23 protein-coding genes and 1 pseudogene are annotated in these 22,411 nt (G+C 40.6%); 2 read left to right on the plus strand and 22 right to left on the minus strand.

The window, feature by feature from the left end; all coding sequences use genetic code 11:
- Positions 1-70: 70 nt before the first annotated feature.
- From C0V70_RS15275 to C0V70_RS15360, 18 genes and pseudogenes are all read right to left on the minus strand, one after another.
- Positions 71-2,428, minus strand: a complete 2,358-nt coding sequence (locus tag C0V70_RS15275; protein WP_102244735.1) for a coiled-coil domain-containing protein — start codon at positions 2,426-2,428, stop codon at positions 71-73.
- 24 nt (positions 2,429-2,452) lie between these two features.
- On the minus strand, positions 2,453-3,406 hold the full coding sequence (locus tag C0V70_RS15280; RefSeq protein ID WP_102244736.1) for a hypothetical protein: 954 nt from the start codon (positions 3,404-3,406) through the stop codon (positions 2,453-2,455).
- Positions 3,406-4,191, minus strand: a complete 786-nt coding sequence (locus tag C0V70_RS15285) for a FliA/WhiG family RNA polymerase sigma factor (RefSeq protein ID WP_102244737.1) — start codon at positions 4,189-4,191, stop codon at positions 3,406-3,408. Before C0V70_RS15285 ends, C0V70_RS15280 begins: the two co-directional genes overlap by 1 nt.
- 17 nt (positions 4,192-4,208) lie before the next feature.
- Positions 4,209-5,084 (minus strand): AAA family ATPase, encoded by an 876-nt coding sequence (locus tag C0V70_RS15290; RefSeq protein ID WP_102244738.1) that lies wholly within the window; start codon positions 5,082-5,084, stop codon positions 4,209-4,211.
- Between the two features lie 79 nt (positions 5,085-5,163).
- Positions 5,164-6,666, minus strand: a complete 1,503-nt coding sequence (locus tag C0V70_RS15295) for a hypothetical protein (RefSeq protein ID WP_102244739.1) — start codon at positions 6,664-6,666, stop codon at positions 5,164-5,166.
- Positions 6,667-6,669: 3 nt separating this feature from the next.
- On the minus strand, positions 6,670-8,748 hold the full coding sequence (gene flhA, locus C0V70_RS15300) for a flagellar biosynthesis protein FlhA (RefSeq protein ID WP_102244740.1): 2,079 nt from the start codon (positions 8,746-8,748) through the stop codon (positions 6,670-6,672).
- A gap of 21 nt (positions 8,749-8,769) precedes the next feature.
- A complete protein-coding gene (gene flhB, locus C0V70_RS15305) occupies positions 8,770-9,849 on the minus strand; it encodes a flagellar biosynthesis protein FlhB (RefSeq protein ID WP_102244741.1) in 1,080 nt (359 codons plus the stop codon).
- A 51-nt stretch (positions 9,850-9,900) separates the two neighbouring features.
- Positions 9,901-10,680 carry a flagellar biosynthetic protein FliR gene (locus C0V70_RS15310; protein ID WP_102244742.1) on the minus strand — a complete coding sequence of 260 codons (780 nt, stop codon included), beginning with the start codon at positions 10,678-10,680 and terminating at the stop codon, positions 9,901-9,903.
- A gap of 5 nt (positions 10,681-10,685) precedes the next feature.
- A complete protein-coding gene (fliQ, locus tag C0V70_RS15315; protein WP_102244743.1) occupies positions 10,686-10,961 on the minus strand; it encodes a flagellar biosynthesis protein FliQ in 276 nt (91 codons plus the stop codon).
- A gap of 7 nt (positions 10,962-10,968) precedes the next feature.
- On the minus strand, positions 10,969-11,733 hold the full coding sequence (fliP, locus tag C0V70_RS15320; protein WP_102244744.1) for a flagellar type III secretion system pore protein FliP: 765 nt from the start codon (positions 11,731-11,733) through the stop codon (positions 10,969-10,971).
- A 26-nt stretch (positions 11,734-11,759) separates the two neighbouring features.
- Positions 11,760-13,049, minus strand: a complete 1,290-nt coding sequence (locus tag C0V70_RS15325) for a flagellar biosynthetic protein FliO (protein ID WP_102244745.1) — start codon at positions 13,047-13,049, stop codon at positions 11,760-11,762.
- A gap of 25 nt (positions 13,050-13,074) precedes the next feature.
- Positions 13,075-13,332: pseudogene (fliN, locus tag C0V70_RS15330) on the minus strand (flagellar motor switch protein FliN); the annotation flags it as partial.
- Positions 13,333-13,433: 101 nt separating this feature from the next.
- Positions 13,434-14,459 (minus strand): flagellar motor switch protein FliM, encoded by a 1,026-nt coding sequence (gene fliM / locus C0V70_RS15335; protein ID WP_102244747.1) that lies wholly within the window; start codon positions 14,457-14,459, stop codon positions 13,434-13,436.
- A 67-nt stretch (positions 14,460-14,526) separates the two neighbouring features.
- Entirely contained in the window at positions 14,527-15,141 is a 615-nt protein-coding gene (locus C0V70_RS15340; RefSeq protein WP_102244748.1) for a flagellar basal body-associated FliL family protein, read from the minus strand.
- A 161-nt stretch (positions 15,142-15,302) separates the two neighbouring features.
- Positions 15,303-15,581 carry an HU family DNA-binding protein gene (locus C0V70_RS15345; protein ID WP_102244749.1) on the minus strand — a complete coding sequence of 93 codons (279 nt, stop codon included), beginning with the start codon at positions 15,579-15,581 and terminating at the stop codon, positions 15,303-15,305.
- Position 15,582: 1 nt separating this feature from the next.
- A complete protein-coding gene (locus C0V70_RS15350) occupies positions 15,583-16,011 on the minus strand; it encodes a hypothetical protein (protein ID WP_102244750.1) in 429 nt (142 codons plus the stop codon).
- 111 nt (positions 16,012-16,122) lie between these two features.
- The gene (locus C0V70_RS15355; protein ID WP_243733559.1) at positions 16,123-16,920 is read right to left on the minus strand and encodes a DsbA family protein; all 798 of its coding nucleotides are present in this window, start codon (positions 16,918-16,920) and stop codon (positions 16,123-16,125) included.
- A gap of 99 nt (positions 16,921-17,019) precedes the next feature.
- Positions 17,020-17,946 carry a hypothetical protein gene (locus tag C0V70_RS15360; protein ID WP_102244751.1) on the minus strand — a complete coding sequence of 309 codons (927 nt, stop codon included), beginning with the start codon at positions 17,944-17,946 and terminating at the stop codon, positions 17,020-17,022.
- A gap of 167 nt (positions 17,947-18,113) precedes the next feature.
- Here C0V70_RS15360 and C0V70_RS15365 point away from each other — a divergent pair, with 167 nt between their 5' ends.
- Positions 18,114-18,776 carry a hypothetical protein gene (locus C0V70_RS15365; protein ID WP_102244752.1) on the plus strand — a complete coding sequence of 221 codons (663 nt, stop codon included), beginning with the start codon at positions 18,114-18,116 and terminating at the stop codon, positions 18,774-18,776.
- 30 nt (positions 18,777-18,806) lie between these two features.
- Here the strand turns inward: C0V70_RS15365 and C0V70_RS15370 are convergent, their stop codons facing one another.
- The 3 genes from C0V70_RS15370 to C0V70_RS15380 all read right to left on the minus strand — a co-directional run bounded on the left by C0V70_RS15370 (position 18,807) and on the right by C0V70_RS15380 (position 21,515).
- Entirely contained in the window at positions 18,807-19,544 is a 738-nt protein-coding gene (locus C0V70_RS15370) for an N-acetylmuramoyl-L-alanine amidase family protein (RefSeq protein ID WP_211292599.1), read from the minus strand.
- Positions 19,545-19,601: 57 nt separating this feature from the next.
- Entirely contained in the window at positions 19,602-20,759 is a 1,158-nt protein-coding gene (locus C0V70_RS15375; protein ID WP_102244754.1) for a SpoIID/LytB domain-containing protein, read from the minus strand.
- A gap of 102 nt (positions 20,760-20,861) precedes the next feature.
- Entirely contained in the window at positions 20,862-21,515 is a 654-nt protein-coding gene (locus C0V70_RS15380) for a uracil-DNA glycosylase family protein (RefSeq protein WP_158649714.1), read from the minus strand.
- A gap of 100 nt (positions 21,516-21,615) precedes the next feature.
- Between C0V70_RS15380 and C0V70_RS15385 the strand changes: the two genes are divergently transcribed.
- Positions 21,616-21,828: a hypothetical protein gene (locus C0V70_RS15385; RefSeq protein WP_102244756.1), complete on the plus strand. Its 213-nt coding sequence runs from the start codon at positions 21,616-21,618 to the stop codon at positions 21,826-21,828.
- A 102-nt stretch (positions 21,829-21,930) separates the two neighbouring features.
- Here the strand turns inward: C0V70_RS15385 and C0V70_RS15390 are convergent, their stop codons facing one another.
- Complete coding sequence (locus C0V70_RS15390) at positions 21,931-22,386, minus strand: hypothetical protein (RefSeq protein WP_102244757.1); 456 nt, start codon at positions 22,384-22,386, stop codon at positions 21,931-21,933.
- Positions 22,387-22,411: the final 25 nt, after the last annotated feature.

Genomic DNA, 22,411 nt, shown 5'->3' on the forward strand with positions numbered 1-22,411 from the left:
TGTATGAATAAATGAGTCTATCAAAATCAAATCTGGACAAAAAAAAGCCCCTCATCGAGGGGCCTTCTATTTAAACCGTCGTCTCTCTATTATTCGTGATCACTTCCAAATGCTCTGAACTCATCCCCGCCATTCTGCACATATCATTGATACGCTTCATTTCTGACTTCATATTCGAGATAAGGATTTTAAGCGTGTTGATCATCTCATCATCTTTAGAATGCGAAGCCTGAGCGATCTTAGAAGCTGAGAACTGAACATTTTCCAGGTTGTTTTTAATCGATTCCATTCTGTAGCGGATGCCATCCAGGTCTACTTTTTCTCTTGATTCAACCATCATATCAACTTTCGTCACTGTTACATCTAGTTGAGTGACAACTTCACCGAAACTCTGAAGAACTTTTTCAAATCCTTTCATCTCGATTTTGATTTTCCCTAGGAACTGATCCACTCTCTGAGTGTCGTTTTCGTGGCTTTGGAAAATCAGAAGCTGGTCAAGAACCTGAACGATGCGCCCTTTGAAGTCATCTACACTGACTTTAAGATCTTTAAACTCGCTCTTAAGTGTCGTGATTGTCTTTAAGCTCTTGATATAGTCATCAACATTTTTCTCTGCTTTTTCAGCTACAGAGAAGATGCGGTTTTGGTCTTTGAAAAGTTCACGAGAAGAGTTCATCGCGTATTTGAATTGCTCTTCTAATTGATCTCTTGAATCAATAACAGTTGCAACTGCATTCTTAAACTGTCCGTAGCGTTCTATAGAAGCTCTCTGTGTTTCAAAAGAAGCCACTAGAGACTTTCTCATCTCGCCTGCTATATTTCTGTGCTCGCCAGTTTTTACTTCTAAAGCCTCGATCTCGCGGTTTAGTTCATCTTGGATCGACTCTGCTTTTTCAATGTACTGGTTAAGTTTCGAGTATAAATCTGAAACACCGGCCTTTTCTGCGGCGATTCTCAGTTCATTTCTTGCTTCAGTCGTCATCTTCTCTTCAATCTGAAGCTCAAGCGCTTTCATAATTGGCGATGTGATCGCTGACTTTTGAGCATCAAGGTTTTGTTGAGCTTCAACCATTGGATAGAAGATCACCATAATGCGCTTTTGATTTGAATACTCCACTGGTGAAACATGCATTTCATACGGCATCGCTTTGGCCATTGTGTTTGATTTAACCTGGATTTTGTATTTACCAGGCGTGCTCATTCTAAGGGCGCTTAGGATCGAGCTGTTGTCTTCAAGACTAGTGAAGCGCTGTAGGAAATCCCATGTCAACGAGTCCTCATCTTCTTTGAAGTTTTGTAATTGCCATTCTTCATAAAAGTGCGAGTTCCCCCACACCATGTTCAGGTTTGAATCCAGAAGAATTGTGGCAAATGGAACAGCTTCCTGAAAAATTGAACCAAAGGCCATTCTCTTATGAGCGTAGTCTCTGTATTTATCAAACTCTAAATTAAACTCAGGTGAGAACTCAGCAATTTGCTTAGACTCAACTGGAAGAAGTCCGTCTTTAATAGTGTCGATAACTAGTTTCTCAGTTTTACCCGAAGCGTGTTTTGCTGAGAAGTTATAGATTGCAAAACCTAGAACAACTGAGGCCACAAGACCTGCAAACACAGCGATCAGTGAATAAAAAACTGTCTGAGAGCTCTTTTCGAACTGAATCTTCTTTAAAGCGATTTCCGGCTCTACCATTTTAAACCATGCCACATATGAAGTTGAGAACTCCTTATAGAGACGGTTAAACTTAGTGTGTGACTCCACATATGAATCAAGATTAGCAGCTTCATTTTTAAGAGTTTTAATTCTATTAACGATAGCAGCTTTAATATCCACAGGAAGCCCTGAAGCTTCAGTGAAATTCGTCATGGCCTCAAGATCATTATTTACTGACTGAGCAAGATTTTGAGTGCGGTCAAAGTTATAAAGCCCACCATTCATCAAACGGCTTGGAGTTAGTCTCATGCGAAGATTGATCGACATTCTTGTCAGTGTCGGCCACTTCTTTTCTGTCACGAAGTTTTCAAAGTTAGAAACTTTTGAGTTTAAGTTCGTAAGAATTGTTGTTAACTCTGGAGCTGATTGAAATGCCACAAGAGAAGATTTTACTTGTCTTAGGTTTTCATCGAAGTTGCTTTTATCATCTGTTGATTTAATCGATTTCAGGTCTTTGATGTCTGTTTCAAGACGAGAAAAAACTTTGTTGGCATCTTTAATACGATCGCCGTCGACAAACTTCTTAAGTTCCTCAACATCGTTTCTTTCTTTAACCGCTTTAACTTTACTTGTTCCATCGTAAAGATTGCTGACGTAATCAATATTGAGAAGTCCAGTGTCCCAATAGTGCTTTACCCCGTATGCAAAAAGAGCGGTAATAGCAACCAACACCGTTACGTAATAAAAGTGTACGGCACGTCCTAGAGTGAAACGCATAGCGACTCCTGAAACTTAAAAATGTTAGAGATTAAATAGCGAGAAAAAATCGATCGTACGATAGTATTTAGAAACATCCTGTTTTCTCTTGTTTTCGTCATCCAGACTGCGTGAAAAGGCTTCGGTTACAAGATTCCCCTTCACTGGTAGTATGATTGAAAGTGGACGAAATAAAAAGGGAAAGTGCAAAATTTCTTTATTGGCGGATTCCAAACGAGTTAACTCAGGTAATCCGATATAATGCTTTACTGAGAGATCATGTCCGATCTCTACAACATTATGCTCGCCCACTAAATTAACGTCTTGAAGATTCGAACGGTACTGACAAAAGACGTTCGAAAAACCAACCATATACTGTTCGTGTTTATTCACTTTAAAGTGAACGCGGTAGACTAGGTTTTCATCGTGAGAAAGATCGGCCTTTAAAACCAACTTAAATAGTCCGGCCCTCGCCGTCTTCTCTAAGTTAAAAGTTAGAAGGACCTTGGCGCGCAGAAGTTTTCTAGTGATAACGTAAATAAGCTTTCTACTTCTCTCAAGGTTCCCGTCTTCCAGGATAAGGCCTGAGATCATAAGCCTGCTGTCATCAAAGCGCACATCAACTGAGCCGTGGTAGTTAAACAGAGTCACTAGAGAGAGAATCTCAGGGATCGTTTCTAAAACCAGGTTCCATTTTTTAAGATCGATTTTTTTAGTGTTTTTGTAGAATTCGTAGCCCTTAAAGCGAGACTTGTTACCAAAGAAATCATCAATAATCATGCTGATTTTTTCATCAAGAACTTTCCCTACCATATCGTAGTGAGAGACTTGACCGCTGGAAATAGCATCGGCCTTTCTCTTCATTTCAGAAAGGTGGAAATAGGCGTGACTCACAATGGGAGACACAGAAAACTCAGAAAGGAGCTGAATGTCCTCTAGAGCTTCCAGACCTTTTTCAAAGTCTGATTGATAGTTCATGGTTTCTTGTTTATCGGCCATTATCCTGCAAGGTCCTCAGAAGATTCAAATAACGTGCGTAGTTTTGCTTTTAACTTCAGGATGGCCTGAGTGTGAAGCTGAGACACGCGCGATTCAGTTACGTCCAGAACCTGTCCGATTTCTTTCAGGTTAAGGTCTTCGTAGTAATAAAGAGAAAGTACCAGTCTTTGCTTTTCAGGCAGAGTCATGATCCCCTCTTTAATTTTTTCGCGAGAGTCTTTTTGCGAAACTGTCGTGTATGGGTTAAGCGCCTTATGGTCTTCCATCACTTCAGAAATTAGCTTTTTATCGCCTTTATTGAAACTTGCTGAGTCGTCGATATTTAAAAGAGAGATCGACTTTGCTTTGTTTAATAAATCGTGGAATTCTTCCTGGTTCATCCCTAGCTCTGAACACATTTCTTCGTCAGTCGCAGGACGGCCTAGGTTAGCTTCTAATTTTGAGTAAGCGCGCTCAACAGTCTTAGCTTTTTCACGAATTGATCTTGGCACCCAGTCTTGAGCACGAAGTTCATCCAGGATCGCTCCACGGATACGGAATTCAGCGTATGTTTTAAACTTGTTGTCGCGGTTTGGATCGAATTTTTCAATTGCGTCCATTAGTCCGATAACCCCGCATGAAATCAGGTCATCCAGCTCGATATTCGAGGGAAGACGGGAAGCGATTTTCTGCGCGATATACTTAACTAACGGTGCGTATTCAACGATGATTTCATCTTTAACTTTCGGCTCAACAGTTGAACGGTAGTCTTTAAGATTTTTTAATTTTTTTGATAGAGTTGACATCTAAAGTGCTCCCTTAATTATACTGTTAAACGAACGTCTTGTTGAAACTGCGCCGAATAATGTAAGTCGTGCAGACCACTAGCGCCCTCTATCTCATCGGTGAATCTTGTTACAATGTTCACGAAATTTTTATGAAGGGAATTATTTGCCTGGTGAAGTAGAACAGTATCGAAATGATCGTCAGGTAACTCTTCTTTCTTCACCCCTCCAAGAATGTGTAGACGACACTTTAAGAAAGTCTCGACTGTTTCACTCAGGGTTTTGATCATTCTTTGGTATTGAGACTCAGAAGAAATTTTATTGATCAGAAGATGGTTATCGTTAACACCAAACTCTTTATTTAAAATTTTGATTAACGAGTATGAATCCGTCACTGAAGACTTATCAGGCGTCACCACCACAAAACGGTAGTCGCTGTAAGCGTTCAGAGTAAGGGTTTCTTTTGTAATCCCGGCCGGGCAATCAAGGATAATGTAATCGTAGTCTTTTTCATGGTTGACCAGGATATCGATGATCACGCGGTCAATTTCCAGACTCTTATTAAAAAGATCGATGCTTCCGTTACAGCCTGATAGCAGGTGCAAGTTTCCGTCTTTATGAAGACAGTCATCGAACTCTCTTTGAGCAGAGACTAGTTCGTAAAAATAATTGGTAATTGGAAGACCAAGCTTCACCACTGTATTTGACAGGTTGGTGTCGCAGTCTAAAAGAAGGACTTTATATCCTGACTCTGCCAGAAGTTTTGCCATTTTCACGGCAACTGAAGTTTTTCCAACTCCACCCTTCCCAGCAGTTACTGAGATCGTTTTAGCTTTAAGAGACGTTTTTTTCGACTGGTACTTATTCTGTGAAACTAGCCAATCCGTTGGATTGGGCTTTTTTAAACTAAGCATGGACTTCCTGTCTCCCCTTTAGCTTATCTTCTAGTGAATTCCCTCATGGTCTTCACTTTTCTTAAATGTTAAAAAACGTTTACGATAACTTAAAAATTCCGGCCATTAAACGCTCAGCTGTTGCTGGCTCAATATCATCCGGACATACTTCTCCTGTTCCGAAAAACTTGTATGGAAGATCTTTAATATCTTGTGTGATGTTAAAGAGTGATCCAAAGTTTAAACACGCATCAACGTGCGAAACAACAGCTCCATCAGAAAGTCTTCTGTAGCTGCCAAGGACTTTTCTATTGTACAATTCTGTGTGGATTGCTGAAAGAGTGATCAATACTTCCACTTTCGAAAATGCACGTCTTAAACCATCGATAAATTTTTTCGTTTCGTTTGTTTCAGATTCGCTGCATTTGTAATCAATGAAAACTGATTTTCCGCTTTCCAGGGCCTTACGGCATTCTGCTACGATTTCTGCAATCGAATTAGTTTTAACAACATTTAAACCAAAAATTTTCTCTGCAAACGGAGTTGGCGGAGTTGTTTTTGGATTGATTGTTGTCACAGAATTTTTAATGATAACTGAATCAGGCTTCATTGCTCCGATTTTTTGTACCATCGACGTTTGACCACATGACATTTCCGAAAGGAAAACAGTGATCACCGGTTGTTTTTTACTATCTGTGTTCGAGAAAAGTGGCATTGCCGTACTTACTGTGTTCATCATTTCGCGAAGAGCGAATTCAAAAACCACGTCAGCATTTTCTACATCTGTATCTGTTAGTTCAAACAGACCTTTTTTGATTAAAGTCTGGATATAAGTTTCGTTGATATCCAGGCTTCTTAGAGTTGTTCTTAACTGGTAAATCCCGATTGGCTCTTTCTTGTGAATGCGCTCGAAATTTCTTGTTAGTTCAAAAAGTTTTTTCTCTAATTCATCAATCTTGTTTTTTTGTTTTTCATAGTGCTCATCAGAAACAGCTGACCTAACTGGAGCTGCTTGCTGAACTGGAGCGGCCTGCATTTGTGGCTGAGCTTGCATTTGCGCTCTTGCCTGAGGAGATGCTTGTCTTTGTGGTGCTTGAGGAATTGGTCTCACTGATTCAATTTCATCATCAAAATTAAATTCCTGTGCTCCCCTTCTCGGCTGGCGTTCTTCTCTTTCTCCAAGGCTTAGGAAATCATCCAGTCCTTCTTTGATTGATGAAGCAATATTTTTTGTCGTACTCACTGGACGGTTAAGTCCGGCACTTCCATATCCTGAACCATTTCTTTGAGATTGATTGTTCGTTTGCACTGCACGTTTCTCCTGAGACTGATCGTGCTGGTCGATCATATTGGCAATATAGCTTGCGCTGCCATTGTAAAATTCTTCTTTTTGATTGTCGTTTAAGATGGTGTCGACTGACGCCTTTCTGACGTAATTCTTTTCAGAGATCGCGGCGGTGATTTCGATTTTTTTCTTTTTGAATGCGCCCTTAAGACCCTTGTTAGTTATCGTTTTTAAGATAACTGCATCGGGACCTAATTCACGCTTAATGTCTTTTAAAGCTTCTTCAATACTGTCGGCTTCAAACTTTCTTACGTACATCTCTTACAACCTCACCGTTCCTAGTGATCTGATATTAGCGTCTGGGCTTAATTCATTGTGGCTTACTACCACAAGGTTAGGGATAAACTTTTCAGTTAAACGCTTGAAGTGCGAGCGGATAACTGGTGAACACAATACAACCATCTTTTCACCCATGCTTGTCGCCTCTTCAATTTTTTCATTGAGAGAAGCAAGGATGATCTGAGTGACCTTTGGATCAAGAGACAATTGATGTCCCTGGTCCGTCTGGATAATATTTTGAGCGATAGACTCTTCAATATTACGATCTAAAGTAAACAGAGGAATATCTCCTGAATCACTTTTAATCTTCTCAGTAATGGTTCTAAACAGGGCCTGACGAGAGTGTTCTGTCAGTGCCTCAGTGTCTTTTATTGTAGAGCCATACTCTGATAAAGTCTCTAAAATTGTGCGTAGATCACGTACTGAAACTCCCTCGCGAAGTAAATTTTTCATGACTCTTAAAACGATCCCTAAATTTACGATCTCCGGAATTAAATCGTTGACTAATTTTGGGTTTGTCTCTTTGAAATTGTCCAGAACGCGTACTAATTCCTGGCGTCCGAATAGCTCATGAAGGTTTGATTTCAGAATTTCTGTTAAGTGAGTCGCCACAATAGTTGAGCAATCCACTACAGTGTATCCGTTATACTGAGCATCTTCTTTTTGGTCTTCAGAAATCCAAACAGCTCTTAAACCAAAGACCGGCTCTGTAGTTTCTACACCGTCCATCTTCTCAATAACTGTTCCCGGGTCCATCGCTAAGAAGTAATCAGACATTAACTCCCCTTTTGCTACCTGCACCCCTTTAATTTTTACAGAGTATCCACCCGGCTTTAACTCCAGGTTGTCCTTGATCTTAACCGAAGGAATAATGACCCCCCAATCCAGAGCAAAGATTTTTCTCATGTGAGTGATACGCTCCAGAAGGTCTCCGTTTTGTTCCGTGTCCACCAGGTGAACAAGACCATAACCAACTTCCAGCTCGACCAGTTCCATATTGAGAAGTTCTTCCAGGTTTTGTGGGTTGGCCTTTTTGGTAACTTCCACCGCTTTTGCCTTTTCTGCCACTTCTTCCTGAGTATTAGATTTTTCAATTCTGTTAGCGACGTATGCCAGGGCCCCACCCATCATAAAAAATGGAAGTTTTGGGAGTCCCGGAATTAAACCAAAGAATACAAGTACCGCTGCTGCGATATAGATGGCCTTTGGGTGAACCTTAAATTGTTTTGAAACCTGAGTTCCGATGTTTTCATCGTTAGTTGAACGAGTAACGATAATACCGGCAGCCGTAGAAATAATCAGGGCCGGGATCTGAGTCACAAGACCATCACCCACTGTTAAAAGGGTAAAAGTTTGAGCTGCAGTTGAAAAATCCATCCCACTTTGAGCAACACCGATGATGATACCACCAATGATGTTTACCGCTGTAATTAAGATACCTGCAATTGCATCTCCGCGTACGAACTTCGAAGCACCGTCCATAGACCCGTAAAAGTCAGCTTCTTCAGCAACTTCTTTACGGCGTCTTTTTGCTTCAACATCGTTGATTAGACCAGCGTTCAAGTCGGCGTCGATCGCCATCTGCTTACCTGGCATCGCATCGAGTGTAAATCTTGCAGCAACTTCAGCTACTCGACCAGCACCCTTTGTTACTACCATGAAGTTGATGATAACTAAGATGATGAAGACAATAATACCTACAACGAAGTTCCCTTCTACTACGAACTCTCCGAAAGACTTGATGAGTTCCCCTGCTGCCGCCGTTCCGTCACTAGCTCCGTGAATCAGAATGTTTCTGGTTGAAGCTACGTTCAAGGCCAGACGAAATAATGTTGAGATCAGCAGGACTGAAGGAAATGTAGAGAAGTCTAATGGCTTCTTTGAATAAAGAGCAACCAGCATGATCATGACTGAAGTTGCCAGAGATAAGGCCAGTAATAAATCCAGGATGAATGGATGAATCGGAACGATCATCACCACCAGGATCATCAGGATACCCACGGCCGCTAAAACATCCGGCCCTTGGGTGAAGATTTTCATTTTCTTTAAAAAATCATTCATTCGCTACCTACTCTCACTATTTTAAGAAAGCGCTTTGCGCTTCTTTTTAAGCTTGTAAACAAAGGCCAGTACTTCGGCGACCGCTTTATACATATTGCGCGGAACCGGGTGACCTACTTTAACTGTTTTATAAAGTGTTCTTGCCAGAAGAACGTTTTCTACGATTGGAATGTTGTGCTCTTTAGCCACTTCTCTGATTCTCATTGCCAGGTGATCCTGACCTTTACCAACGACCATTGGAGAAACCATTGTTTCTGAATCATATTTCAAAACGATACTAATGTGAGTTGGGTTGGTGACAATAACGTCAGCCGTCTTCACATCCTGAATCATGCGTTTTCTAGACATCTCACGCTGAATCTGACGGATTCTCTGCTTAACTTCAGGGTTACCATCTTGCTCTTTACTTTCTTGCTTTAATTGTTGCTTCGTTTGCATCAACTTCTGCTTGTAAGTAAACTTCTGCCAAGCGAAGTCTAAAATGGCAATTACGGCTAGAGAAAGAATGATGGCAAAAGAAACTTTTAGAAGAAGATCTTTTGCGTGAAAGAATGTCTGAGAGATTTCAAGGTGCATGAAACCATTATAACGAGCGATATCGTCTTTTAAGTAAGCGTAGACAACCGACAGGACAACCGCAAACTTGATAACACCTTTTACCGCCTCAAACAGAGCTTGTTTTGAAAAAAGTTTTTTTACTCCGTTGATTGGATTTACGCGGTCAAAATTGAGCTCCAGGATATCTGGAGAATAAAGAATTCCAATTTGGGCCACTTGAGCAAGAACCCCCACACACAAAGCTACAAATAAAACTGGTGCCGCACATTTTGCAGCAACGACAAATGTTTTTGTTGTAATCGTGTTTAGCGCCTGAGGTGAGTAAGCTGAAGCGATATCAAGAGTGTAAAGCCACTCAATATAAGCAGTCATTTGCTCGAAAATAAAAACTAATGAAAGAGAAAGAGTTAAAAGACATGCGGCCAGGACGAGAACAGACGTAAGTTCTCGTGAAGAGGCGACATCCCCTTTCTTCCTAAACTCATCAATTCTGTGTTGGGACGGCTCTTCGGTTTTTTCGCCTTCGTCCATTTCTTCGGCCATTCTACTGCCCTCAAAACTGCTTCAATCCTTGAAACAGTGTGTACTATAGTCTTACGACATTAACTGGAACCAATCTCCCAGTCTTTCAGTGTAAATTCTAAAACATGTTGCAAAGAACTCATCCGAGCCTACTGCAAAAACTAAAAGCCCCAGTCCAATGTTAACCGCAAAACTTACAGCGATAACGTTCATCTGAGGAACTGCACGAGAAATGATTCCCATGACAGCATTAATAATCAAGTTCACGAAAATCATCGGTGTTGCCAGCATGATTGACGAGATAAAGATTGATTTAAACATGATCATGAAAAAATCAATCGAGTGCGCAAGCTTTCCAATATTGTAAACATGGATCGTTGAAAACGATGAGATCACACCTTTAAACATCGGAAGTAGAGCTCCCGAAGTGATGATCATCATAAGCACTGTCCATTCAATTAGCTTTTCAAATGGACCGATCGGCGAACCAGCTTGTGGATCGAAGTAACTTAGAGCGTTTAATCCGATCTGTTGGGTGATGATCGCACCAGTTGAAATAAAGATACTCATGATCGCTTTTACGAAAAAGCCAATCACTAATCCTACTAGAGTGTTAAAAATGGTTAAGTACCAGAAGCTCTCTGGCCCAACGTGTTTAATATCTAAAAGCAGCTGGTCCTGGATTAAAGGGAAAAAAGCAAAAGTCAGCATAAGAGTTGTCAGGACTTTTACAACAACTGGAATCGTTACACTTTCAAATAAAGGCAATTGGAAAATGATAGCAAGCCATCTGGTAAATGCTAACCAGAACGCTGTAATCATTGCCATGTCTGTTATTTGAATATTCAACATTCCTATTATCTCTCAGCTACAATGTTAGGAATCTGTAAAATTAAATCTTTTGTAAATGTCGTGAGAGAATCAGACATCCATGGTCCAAAAAACATAAGAGCTGCTACGATAACGATGATCTTTGGGATGAACGTTAATGTCTGCTCGTTAATCTGAGTCACCGCTTGAAAAAGCGATACTAAGATCCCCACGATCAGTGCTCCCACCAGCATTGGAGCTGATACCATGAGTGCAACCTTAATTGCCTGATGAGTAATGTCTGTGTATGAATCAAATTGCATACGCCGCCTATTGGTTGAACGATCTTAAGATCGATCCTGTTACAAGTTGCCATCCATCTACCAGTACAAAAAGTAAAAGTTTAAATGGAAGAGATACAACGACCGGAGGAAGCATCATCATCCCCATCGCCATTAGAACCGAAGCTACCACCATATCTAAAATCAAAAATGGGATATAAAGCAGGAACCCGATCTGAAACGATGTTTTTAATTCTGAAATAATGAATGCCGGAATCAGGTAGTGAATCGGAACATCATCAATTGTCTGAGGAGCAGTTTTTCCAGTGACATCGTAAAAAAGACCGATATCAGCTTTTCTTACTTGCTTCTGCATAAAACCGCGAAGACCTAAAACGATTTCATCAATCGCTACAGTCGTTGTGATTTGTTTTGCCATATATGGCTGGATTGCTTTGTTATAAATTCTCTCCCCTGTCGGCTGCATAACAAACAATGAAAGAAAAAGTGCAAAACCAACAAGGAGTTGGTTAGGTGGCATGTTTTGAGTACCGATTGCTTGTCTCATGAAAGAAAGAACAATCAGGATTCTTGTAAAGCTTGTACAAAGAATAAGAATTGATGGAGCTAATGTGATGATCGTAAAAAGAAGAAGAACTTCGATTGAATCTACCAGGTTTACACCCTGGCCGAAGTTGATCGACATCCCTGGAAGTGCCAGGTTATTGGCCCCCGGAGCAGCCTGAGCAAAACTCATCGCCGGAAGGACAAGCGGCACTACAATGAGTGCCAGCATTTTTAAAAGTTTTTTCATTCGAGCATCCATGCTCACCAATCCTATTAAAGTTGTTTTAGATTTTTTACTTTCGTCTTAATCTGATCAGAGAATCTCACCTGGTCTTTAACCGGTGATTTTTCAATGGCCTTCGAAGCATTCGTTGCTCCGTAAGCGTTTGCCAGACCAGAAGCGCCTGCGTTCCTTCTTTCGCTTTTTGCCGCAGGAACAGAATCGTTTAACATATCATCCAGTGAATCCATTTCGTAATCATCACCATAGTCTTTGATGTCAGCATATCTTGTTTCTTCTTTTAGCTTGAACTCTTTATCAGTCTTGTTGGCTGAGTAAAGATTTGTGTCAAAGTTTGATCCGGTGATTTCTTCTTCACCTGTTTTGATCAGACCTGCAACATCGTTGATCTCAGAGAGGAACTGAACACCTGTTTCAGAGCTTGAGATCAGGAAAACTTGTTTGTGGGCCTTAACCATCATCAATGTTCTCTTTGGAGCAATGTGAGTTGTGCTTAACACCTCAACAAGCTTTGTACTGTGTAAAAATCCTAGTTTTCCCTTCTTGATGATCCCTTTCTTAAACAGAGTTAACACCCCGTAGAACCCGGCGATCATTAAGCTTAAGAAAGCAACGAACTTGCCAATGTAACCAGCAACCGAAAATCTTGATTCTCCGTTACCTTCTGCCTGTGTCCCTGCTTTTTCAGTAGTATTTACAGACTTAGCAACACTTGACTGAGTCAGATTGACTCTATCGGTACCAGTTTGGGTAGTATCATCTTGGGCCACTTTTTTATCTTCAGCGTGTTTGTCTTCAGCTAATTTCTCCTGCTTTTTCACGAGAGTAGATAAATAGTTTTCATCTAACTTCTCTGCTTCTGCATTGTTAGCTTCTGTATCCAGAACAATCGCCTTATCAGTGATGCTTGGAGCTCTTGAAACCTGAGTTTCAGCTGATTTTTGAGCTTGTAAACGTGGGTAGTGTACGTCGATAGCTCCATCTCTTAAAGCAATCGTTACGTCTGATTCTCTACCTTTAAGTGAGTATGGAAGAGTGACATTAACTGCAACCGTTTCTTCTCCAGTCATCGTCGCTGATAGAGCTGAACCGTTTACTTTCTTATTAATCTTTGCACCCAATCCTGAATTCGGGATAGAAATGCTTAAAACTTTGTCTGAAACACTGATTTTTGGATTGTCGTTTAACGTTCCAGCGTGCTTGATGACTAGTTTTGATTCGCTTCCTTTCGCATTAACTAAGTCAGCACCTTTGATTGTGACATCAGCAGCTGAGATGTTTAAGGAAATTAAGCTTGCGATTAATAGTACTAATGTTTTCACTGTCTTCTCCAATCCTTGGAAATGTTTATTTTAAAGTTTCAATGCGTTCAATCGGGCTGATAATATCTGTTAAACGAATACCAAATTTTTCGTTAACAACAACTACTTCACCTTTTGCAACCAGCTTGCCATTTACCAGGATCTCAAGCGGCTCTCCGGCCAGCTTATCTAGTTCTAAAACCGACCCCTGACCAAGCTGTAGTAAATCTTTCACGATGATCTGAGTTCTTCCCAGCTCAACTGAAACTTTCAGCGGGATATCCAAGATAAAATCCAGGTTCTGGACTTTAAGCTTATTGAGAGAGTCATCCCCCGCCTTTACCGAATCTGCCATTCTATCAACTGTCACCTTATTCATATCTTTATCTCCTCTCCTACCCTTATTTATTCTTCTGTTCCTTCATCATACGTTACTGGTGTATCCACATGAGTGATCTGAACAGCACGGCTTCCCTTGTAGGTCCCCATCAGACACTTCATTTTATCCACGCCTTCAATCGCGACAGTCACTTCTCCCGAAGCATCTTGATTTAGTGGAATAATATCTCCCGGCTCCAATGTTAGAAGATCTCCCAGAGTCATCTCAGTTTCACCAAGGCGAACAACCATTGTCGCTTTTGTGTTCTTGATGTGCTCGTTCATCGCCTGAGTCCAGATCGAGTCGGCCATTTCGTTATCTGTCTGGAAGCTACTCGAGAGTTTTTGCTTAATTGGTTCAATCGTCGAGTATGGAACGACGATCATGATTGTTCCTGAAGCTGATTCGAATTCAACTTCAAGAGTTGTTGCGATAATTACGTCTGAAGGAGGCACAACCCCAACGAACTGTGGGTTGATTTCTGTACGAAGGTACTGAGCATCGATTCTATGAACTGGTGCCCACGCTTCTTCAAGATCGTTGATCGCCATATCCATGATCTTTCTCATGAACGATAGTTCGATCATCGTGAATTCTTTTCCTTCAATCTTTGTGAATGGGCGGTCTGTTCCACCGAAGTATGAATCGATGATAGCGTAAGCAAGTTTTGATTCGAATACTAAAAGCGCCGGTCCTCTTAGTTCGTTGTATCTCATGATACACATACAAGAAGGGATCGGAAGTGTATTGACGAATTCACCGAACTTTAAAAGGTCGGTAGAAATAATTGAAATTGTCGAAATCTTTCTAAGTGAGTTAGAAAGCGATACACGAAAGCTTCTGATGAATCTTTCATAGATAATTTCCAGGATGGGCATTCTTCCGCGGATAACGCGGTCCTGGTTGGTGAGGTCGTAGGTCTGAATATTTTCATCAGAGTCATCTGATGATCCACCACCAGTGTCACCACCACCTGAAAACGAGTCTGTTCCACCATCGTTAACAGCGTTTAATAATGCATCTACTTCATCTTGACTTAGTACTTGTGCCATAATTCTCCCCTCCTGGGATTCTTAAAGCTTGTGCTTGCTGACATCATGTCAGCCCATGTTTCTCGGTCTAGTTAATTTGAAATCCTACGTAATAAATATCTTCTAAGTGACCATCAATAAGAAAGTTATTGATCGCCGTCTTAATTTCTTCTTTTAAGTACTCTTTTCCTTCACGCTTTAGAAGCTCTTCAGGCTTTTTCGCATTCAACATACTGATGATAGCGTCCGAAATCTGTGGCTTTCTTGCGTCTACTTCTTCTTTCTTAGTGTCTTTCGTGAACTTTAATACCAATGAAATTCGGATGTATCTCTTTGGACCGTCACCTTGAGCAAGGTTCGCTGTGAACGGATCAATTGGATACATTAGACCATCAGTCTTAACTTCTTTAGCAGCTCCACCTGCAGCAGGAGCTCCGTGCTCTCCACCACCTTCAGCAGCACCACCTTCAGCAGCAGCACCACCACCGTGTTCGCCTTCAGCTAATTGCTGTTGCATAACATCTGCAGCTGTTGTCACTGAGTTTAATTTCTTGTGATTTTGAAATTGGAAAAAGCCGATTGCACATACTGCGAGAGTATTCACTAATACTAAAACGACTAATAATGGATTTTTTCCAGACGGGGCGCTCGATCCTTCCTGATCAGCGGTCTTATTCTCTTCGGCCAACTTTTCACCTTCCATGGTTTATTGGGTACCTGTCAAAAATTATACATAGGAAGGCAAAATGGTTCAAGTGCGGACATTAAAAAATGGAAGAAAGTTCCCTTTTGAGAGAAAAAGTTGGGAATTTTGACAGTCGGGCTTTTGACATGGGAAAAATTTACCCGACTGATCAGATCAAATTACAAGCTTTCTTTCCAGGGCTTACCTGGTTTGAACTTTGGAACGACACGGGCACGGATTCTGATGCGCTCACCAGTTGATGGATTCACTCCAAGACGTGAAGCTTTTCTCGACTTGGTAAAAGTGCCGAATCCAACCAGCGTTACATCCTCACCTTTTTTAACTGTTCTCTTTATAGTGTCTAACATGACATCAATGAACTGATTGGCCTGCTTCTTAGTCATCGTCGATAGGTCGCGGTCTTTTAAAAGCACTTCAATTAATTCTTTGCGATTCATCTTAAGCCTCGATGTCTTCCAACTGCACCAACTCTTCTTCAAGAGCGATACGAAGGGCCTCTTTAATAGATTTTAAAATCATAACAGCATTGTCTGGTTGAGTAGCATTCTCTAACAGCGCTCTCATTAGTACCGGAGAAAGATTTTTATAAAACTCATCGAAATTTACCTGAGTGATTTCGAAGTCTAGTCTTTCATAAGCATTGTTCAAGTCTGTTTCAAGATCGAAGAATCCCTGAATTAAATCAAAAAGGTTCTCCTTTTGCAAAATCCCCTTCAGGTCTTTGATAAAAATCTTTTTAAGTTCATCTTGGTTATGAATGACGAACTTATGTTCAAGAAAATCTTTTAATGAAAATAATTCACCCTGCTTTTCGCGGAATGTACGATTCATTCGAAGACCTAAAGAACTGTAAACAGATCCTTCCATAGACGACTCATTTGTTTGATTGTTTTAAATAAAAAGGGCCACTATTACGTGACCCTTTAAGTGATATTATAAACGGACTTTTTAAAAAGACAATTTAACTAAAGCTAAAGACTAAAGCTTTACCTTTCCACGCTTCACTAGTTCATCAACTAGAGTAACAAAGTACTCAGCTGGGTAAGCACCACGAACTGGAACACCGTTTAGAAGGAAGCCTGGAGTTCCTTGCATTCCGAAATCTGCAGCTTCTTTCATATCAGCAGCGATTCTGTTTTTTACTGCGTCTGAGTTCAGGTCTTTTTTTAGTTTTGCCATATCAGCACCAACTTTTTTAGCAGAAGCATCTAGGAATGCTGTACCGTTTTTAAGTTTTGCCTGGTTCATGAAGATTTCGTCATGGAATTGCCATGCTTTTTGCTCATTTTGAAGACGGATAGCTTCGTAGTATTGAGCAGAGATCATCGCTTGCTCGTGGAAGCTAAGTGGAAGGTGCTTATAGATGAAACGAATTTTTCCGTTGTACTTCTTCATCAGGTCGTTAACAGTTGCGTATCCACGTGAACAGAATGGACATTCAAAGTCAGAGTACTCAACAAGTGTAAGCGGAGCATCTTTTGGTCCACGGATAGCTTCGTCACTTCTGATTTCTGCCACAAGTGGCTTATCAAATGACTCTTCAAGTTTCTTTTTTTCGTCTTCTTCACGCTTCTTACCCATTTCTTCCTGAGCATTCTTAGCAGCGTTTTGAAGAGCAGTGATAAATTCAGCTGGATGTTTTTCAATTGCCTCTGTTAGGATTTTTGGATCTTCCTGTAGAAGTTTAGTCATTTGTTGTTTCATTTTTTCATCAGACGTACAGCTCGCAAGAAGCACTGTACCTAGGCAGAGAACTAGCAATTTTGAAAATTTCATATCCATCCTTTGGTTTGGTAACAAGAGTAACTAATTTTTAGTTCTCATAGTTTCTCAAACCTTGGGACTTTTTTCAAAGGGAAATTTCGTGTAGAGCGTTTAAGTCAGGTTTTTTTGAACGTGCTCAAGATATTTGTTAATTTTCCTGCAATCGTTGCGCAGATAATAATAACCGATTAAATGCACGCGATTGTGATAATTCCCCTTCAGAAATGAGCGCATTGTCGCAAATACGGCAAAGGCAGGAGTCGCAACCTTGGCGTACATATGCACTCCCAAAAGAAAATAAAGAAACAGATGTAAGACTACGAAGAAATAGACGGCGATATCGGCAATAACAAACTGCTCATCCAAAAAATAATTTACTTGATGGTTATTGGCGAGGAACTTACGGGCCAGCTCAAAGATCTGGTCGCGGATCTCAATATTAATGGCCACAATCCCTACCGATGACATTAAAGCAAAAATAATAATGATAAGAACGTAGTTAAAAAAGAAGCTGGTCTCAAAAATTGGTTTATGAATACGCGTGAAATGCACAGGAACTTCACTAGGCGTTACTTTTCCTTTAATAACCCCCTCATCAATCTTGGAAAAAAAGAAAACTGAAAAAGACGTGAGCAATTTCAGGTCAGAGAAGAAATCCGGCGTGTAATAATTCTTCTTATCATTCATCTTATCTTCACAATACTGTCCGATAACCTTAAAAGGTCTCAGCATAATTCCCGAAAGATAATAACCTAAAACAAAAATAAAAAGTCCCGAGAAAAAAAGCCATCCCAGCTTTTCATAAAGAGAAGAGTAAACAAACTCGAAAAAAGCATCTTGAAAATCCAGAGCTCCGGGAAATCCATTGGCCACAAAAAAGATCAAATCAATTCTTATTAAAAGATAAGTAAAAAGTAGTACCGAGAGTGTGCACAATAAGGAAACGCCAAGGAACTTCAGTCCCATGCCCACCTTAAACTGCTGCTCCTCATCCGAGAGGAGCTTTAAATATTTGTCTTTGAGTTCGATGAATCCCATAAACGTCTCTTTAAATGAATTTAATCTATTTTAAACCGTATCGTCTAAATCTTGAAAATTCTTCAATTAACCTGAGTTTTTTTGACGGTCTTAGGTTTTTAATTAAAGTCTTTTGTTAAAGTACCCGAATAGTCAGAAGACATATAATCCTACCCGTGGAGACGGATATGAAATCGAGACTAAAATACTCCTTAAACCTTTGCCTGATCGCCACAGCGCTTGTGCTGGTGTCGTGTGGAAAGAAGGAAAATAAAGTAAACAGTAGTATATCGGGGTCTTCTCCTTTTTATACTGGTAACTCAGCACTGAATACATCGGTGGGAAGTACTATCATCAATCAAGTACAAAGCATTAAGGCCAACGTATCGTGTATGAACGGTTACCGTCTAACTAATGACGTTAGCTTTTATGTTCAAGGTGGTATCGTTGCTTCAAATAAAATCGGTGGTAACTGGCAGTCAGGTTTCTTAACAAACGGGACCATTAATAAACTTTGGATTGGGGTAAGTGCTTACCGCGACCTAATGTTCGTTACTCAAGTTGTAAACGGTTCACAAGTTGTCGGGTTCAACGTAACTCTATCGTTCTGTGAATTAAAGAATACTTACTCTACACTTCCATCAATCATCTCTAACGAGCGCGCACTGAGAAACTTCGCTGCTCCATACGGGATCGTACTTGATAGCAACACATACTGTGGATACAGCGTTGTTGATTTAGCGATGAACACTGTCATTACTTCGGAGAGAAACCTAAGCAATCCATACTCTCCACCTAATGCTCAAATCCCTACATCATTTACAAAACCGACTTGTAACGGTCAGTTCTAATAAAAAAGGCCCTCGAAAGAGGGCCTTTTTTTATTTCTTCTTTTTGATAACGTTATACCTGGTTTTCGCTTGCTGCTTTCTAATGTAACTCTCAATCCCATTCACCACAGCTCTTGCATAATCATCCTGAAACTTCGGGTCCATCATTCTCACTCTTTCTTTGTATGTTGAGATGAATCCGACTTCAAGTAAAACACCCGGACGTTTTGAAAGCGCTAGGACATAAAAGAGCCCCGGTTTTACACCACGGCTTGGGATTTTATACTTGCGCCCTACTGTCTGCTTTAAAACACCGTGGATACTCTCTGCCAGCGGTTTTGACGTACTCACTGTCTGCTCAACAACTAAATCCACCAGGATTTGCTGAACGACGACGTTATCACCTGAGGCCTGGACGTTTTCTGTTTTCTCCACTTTCTTAATGGCCACATCATCATGGTTATCAAGATAATAAGTTTCAAAACCAACAGCTCCCGACTCTGGGCTAGAGTTAATGTGCACAGAAATAAAAAGATCGGCCTTCGTTTTTTCGGCAATCGCCGCGCGCTCCGGAAGAGTCACCGTGCGATCAAAACTGCGGGTTAAGTAGACACTGTAGTTTTTCTGGCGAAGAAGTTCGTGAATTCTTTTAGCGATCGACAAAGCAATGTCTTTTTCTTTAATAATGCGAGGAGGATTCTCACCTTGAGTTGTCGCGACAGCTCCATCCTCTTCACCGCCGTGGCCTGGATCGATGAGAATCGTCAGGGCCTCTGCGCGTGCGAGCATGAAACAGCAAAAACTAAAAATAAACAGGGATTTAAAAATAGTCATCAGACCTATAGTCTAATACATCTTTTTCAGAACGTGACCAGGAAAGTAGTGAGCGAGGATTTTTTTATATGACCAACCCTGTTTTGCCAGAGCAAAAGCACCCATTTGGCAGAGTCCTACACCATGGCCCAGACCTTCACCGTAAATAACAAAGCCTCCTCTCTTCATTTCCAGAGAAAAAGAGTTCGATGGAAAAACAACGTTTCCAAAATATCTTCGAAGTACGGCTTTCTCTATAATATAGGGGCGGTCATTGATATAAAAGTTTACCGTGAAGCGGTCAATGTTATCAGGAACCATAACCAGAGAATTAAAATTTGTTTCTAACTTTTCTTGAAGGATCTTTTGATTGCTTGCCCAGCGGAAAAAATCTTTGATTCTTTCATTGCTGATAACCTTGGCCCAGCTTTTTGGACCAATATTGTGACAGAAAGGACAATTCACTGATTGATAGCTCGGCTCTTTATTATGCCAAACCTGATCTGGTCTTAATGTTTTCCCACCACATTTCGCATGAAAGAAAATCGGACGAACTTTTCCGTCTTCTGAAAGCAGAACTTCGCCTTTGGTTGAATAAGCTGCACTGATGGTTGAATCAGTGGCATCAAAAAAAGCGCCCCCTACTTGGTGTTTTTCAGAACTTTCTAAATCATAAAAAGCTTCGCTTCCAAGTTCTTTACTGACTTGCTGACTTTGCATCTTATGAAGAGCATAACTTCTGGCCGCAACCGCCTGTGCCTTAAGTGCTTCCGCCGGCCATTTTGAATTCATCTCTTTAGTTAAAAGAGAGCTGATATAAGCTTCCATTGGAATATCATTAATAATGTCGCAGCTATCTCCTTTTGGATTGGTGATAACTTTAAACATTCCCTGATACTTTACATTGTCGTAAGAAAGAAGACCTGTCGGCGACTCAAGTGTCGCCAGCAGAATAGGTCTATTTTTTTGTCTATTGAGAGTTGTGAAAGTTTCACAATTAAACTTCACCGTTTTTTTTCCAGTGTAGTTTTTATAGTCATCATTAAAAAGAAGATGCCTCTTTAGATCAAGGCCCGTGACATGGATATTTTTAAGAGACTTGCCGATTCTTACGCTGACAACAGGGGCCGCAGAAACACGGTCCATCAAAGTTAAAAATGATAATAAGGTAAGAACTGTTAGCTTGAGCATCCTACTCGACTTAATCCAAAAATGTTTGGTTGAATCCCTTCCGTCCTAGAAGCGATTATTCTCATTAATTGTATCGAAAAAGAGTGAGACTCGCCTAGGCGATCAAATTTTCCCTACGCGCTCCATAACCTTCTGAAGGTCAATCCAAGCTGTGCGTTTCATATTGGGATTGATGACTAAAAAGTCTGGATGAAAAAGTGGCATAAGATTGTAGTGATAAGATCCTGCAGACTTATCAAAAAATTGCCCGTGAATACCTGACAATTTCTCTCTCTTACCAAGAAGAATATTGGTGACTGTGGCCCCAAGGCTCACGACGATTTCTGGTTTAAATTTTTCAATTTGTTCGATTAAATTTGTTGTTTCTGCACTTGGCGTCGTTAAATTTCCTGCCAAGTCGTTGATGTCGTCCAGCTTTTCATCAAACTGGATACGGTTAAACTCACCTGGTTTTAGTTTCATGGCCTGGATCATCTTACCTAAAAGGTCTTCCCCTTTTCCTTCAGCATAGGTGTCACCAACAAAAAGAACCAGCGAGAGAGCGCCTGTTTTAGGCCTTTCCTGGACTTCTTTTTTTACAGGCGCAGCGGCGGCAACCACGGGCGCGGGAGCACTCTCCACCTGCACAGACTCATCAAATGAAAATACCCACGAAGAGTCCTTAAAAAGGGCACCTTCGAACGTCTTTGCCAGAGGATCTAAGTCTTCTTTTAAAGCTTTAGTTTTTTGAATAATTTTTTTAAATTGTTGGTCCATAAGCAAAATTATCCCTAAGTTCCCATTTTTAAAGCCCGGTGTAAAGACGCGTAAAAATAAATCCGAAAAAGAATTTGTAACGGAAAACAGGAGAGCCTGCATGTCAATGGAAACAGATTACAAATTCGAAAACTTTCAAGAATATTACGGCGATATTAAGAACGTAAAGAAGATCATTAATGACTGCCAGATCTGTGGTGCAAAGCTGGTGCTGACTCACCTATCTGATTACAAAAACCTTTTAATGCAAGAATCGGCGAGATGCCCGGACTGCGGACAAGGCAATAGAAAAATCATTCATGTCATCAATTGATATTATAAAATTAAATCATTTCTTTTCGTAAGGCCCGTACTCAATAATATGGAAAGCCAATCGAATAGACATAAGAGCTCCCCTTCGGGGAGCTTTTTTATTTTAAAACTTTGAAGTCTGTAAATAAACGCGTCCGTGATTGCCAATCGAACACTGGAAAATAGCTTTTTCTTTTAAGTACTCACCTTCATCCCCTGTAACATTGACATAAGTAATGTATCCGTCAGGTTTATAAGTCATTTTCAGGTTCAAATACGTAGGCCACATAATATTATTTTCGTAGCGAAGAAGGATTTCAAAATTGTTTCCCTTTCTCTTTGCCAGGGCCACAATGGGTTTTTCTTCGATCGGATCCCACTCCATCGCTTTTTTAATTTCACCACCGATCGTTGCATCCGTGATTTGATTAATTCCACCAAGAGAGTCGCTTGAAATACTGAACTGAAATGAAGACTTTTCATTATGGCAATCCATCATTAGCCAGCGGTGCTCATCAAGAACTGATTTAGCTGACGCTACATTCGCAAGAAACAAGAATCCAATCGCAAGGCACTTCATAGATATCTCCTTTTTGTTTTTTTGC

The sequence above is a fragment of the Bacteriovorax stolpii genome (assembly GCF_002872415.1).
Lineage (GTDB): Bacteria > Bdellovibrionota > Bacteriovoracia > Bacteriovoracales > Bacteriovoracaceae > Bacteriovorax > Bacteriovorax stolpii.

Excerpts from the sequence above, each read along its gene's own strand:
- C0V70_RS15275 (WP_102244735.1), bottom strand. The coding sequence starts at position 2,428 with ATGCGTTTCACTCTAGGACGTGCCGTACACTTTTATTACGTAACGGTG.
- C0V70_RS15280 (WP_102244736.1), bottom strand. The coding sequence starts at position 3,406 with ATGGCCGATAAACAAGAAACCATGAACTATCAATCAGACTTTGAAAAA.
- C0V70_RS15285 (WP_102244737.1), bottom strand. The coding sequence starts at position 4,191 with ATGTCAACTCTATCAAAAAAATTAAAAAATCTTAAAGACTACCGTTCA.
- C0V70_RS15290 (WP_102244738.1), bottom strand. The coding sequence starts at position 5,084 with ATGCTTAGTTTAAAAAAGCCCAATCCAACGGATTGGCTAGTTTCACAG.
- C0V70_RS15295 (WP_102244739.1), bottom strand. The coding sequence starts at position 6,666 with ATGTACGTAAGAAAGTTTGAAGCCGACAGTATTGAAGAAGCTTTAAAA.
- flhA (WP_102244740.1), bottom strand. The coding sequence starts at position 8,748 with ATGAATGATTTTTTAAAGAAAATGAAAATCTTCACCCAAGGGCCGGAT.
- flhB (WP_102244741.1), bottom strand. The coding sequence starts at position 9,849 with ATGGCCGAAGAAATGGACGAAGGCGAAAAAACCGAAGAGCCGTCCCAA.
- C0V70_RS15310 (WP_102244742.1), bottom strand. The coding sequence starts at position 10,680 with ATGTTGAATATTCAAATAACAGACATGGCAATGATTACAGCGTTCTGG.
- fliQ (WP_102244743.1), bottom strand. The coding sequence starts at position 10,961 with ATGCAATTTGATTCATACACAGACATTACTCATCAGGCAATTAAGGTT.
- fliP (WP_102244744.1), bottom strand. The coding sequence starts at position 11,733 with ATGAAAAAACTTTTAAAAATGCTGGCACTCATTGTAGTGCCGCTTGTC.
- fliM (WP_102244747.1), bottom strand. The coding sequence starts at position 14,459 with ATGGCACAAGTACTAAGTCAAGATGAAGTAGATGCATTATTAAACGCT.
- C0V70_RS15340 (WP_102244748.1), bottom strand. The coding sequence starts at position 15,141 with ATGGAAGGTGAAAAGTTGGCCGAAGAGAATAAGACCGCTGATCAGGAA.
- C0V70_RS15345 (WP_102244749.1), bottom strand. The coding sequence starts at position 15,581 with ATGAATCGCAAAGAATTAATTGAAGTGCTTTTAAAAGACCGCGACCTA.
- C0V70_RS15350 (WP_102244750.1), bottom strand. The coding sequence starts at position 16,011 with ATGGAAGGATCTGTTTACAGTTCTTTAGGTCTTCGAATGAATCGTACA.
- C0V70_RS15355 (WP_243733559.1), bottom strand. The coding sequence starts at position 16,920 with ATGAAATTTTCAAAATTGCTAGTTCTCTGCCTAGGTACAGTGCTTCTT.
- C0V70_RS15360 (WP_102244751.1), bottom strand. The coding sequence starts at position 17,946 with ATGGGATTCATCGAACTCAAAGACAAATATTTAAAGCTCCTCTCGGAT.
- C0V70_RS15365 (WP_102244752.1), top strand. The coding sequence starts at position 18,114 with ATGAAATCGAGACTAAAATACTCCTTAAACCTTTGCCTGATCGCCACA.
- C0V70_RS15370 (WP_211292599.1), bottom strand. The coding sequence starts at position 19,544 with ATGCTCGCACGCGCAGAGGCCCTGACGATTCTCATCGATCCAGGCCAC.
- C0V70_RS15375 (WP_102244754.1), bottom strand. The coding sequence starts at position 20,759 with ATGCTCAAGCTAACAGTTCTTACCTTATTATCATTTTTAACTTTGATG.
- C0V70_RS15380 (WP_158649714.1), bottom strand. The coding sequence starts at position 21,515 with ATGGACCAACAATTTAAAAAAATTATTCAAAAAACTAAAGCTTTAAAA.
- C0V70_RS15385 (WP_102244756.1), top strand. The coding sequence starts at position 21,616 with ATGTCAATGGAAACAGATTACAAATTCGAAAACTTTCAAGAATATTAC.
- C0V70_RS15390 (WP_102244757.1), bottom strand. The coding sequence starts at position 22,386 with ATGAAGTGCCTTGCGATTGGATTCTTGTTTCTTGCGAATGTAGCGTCA.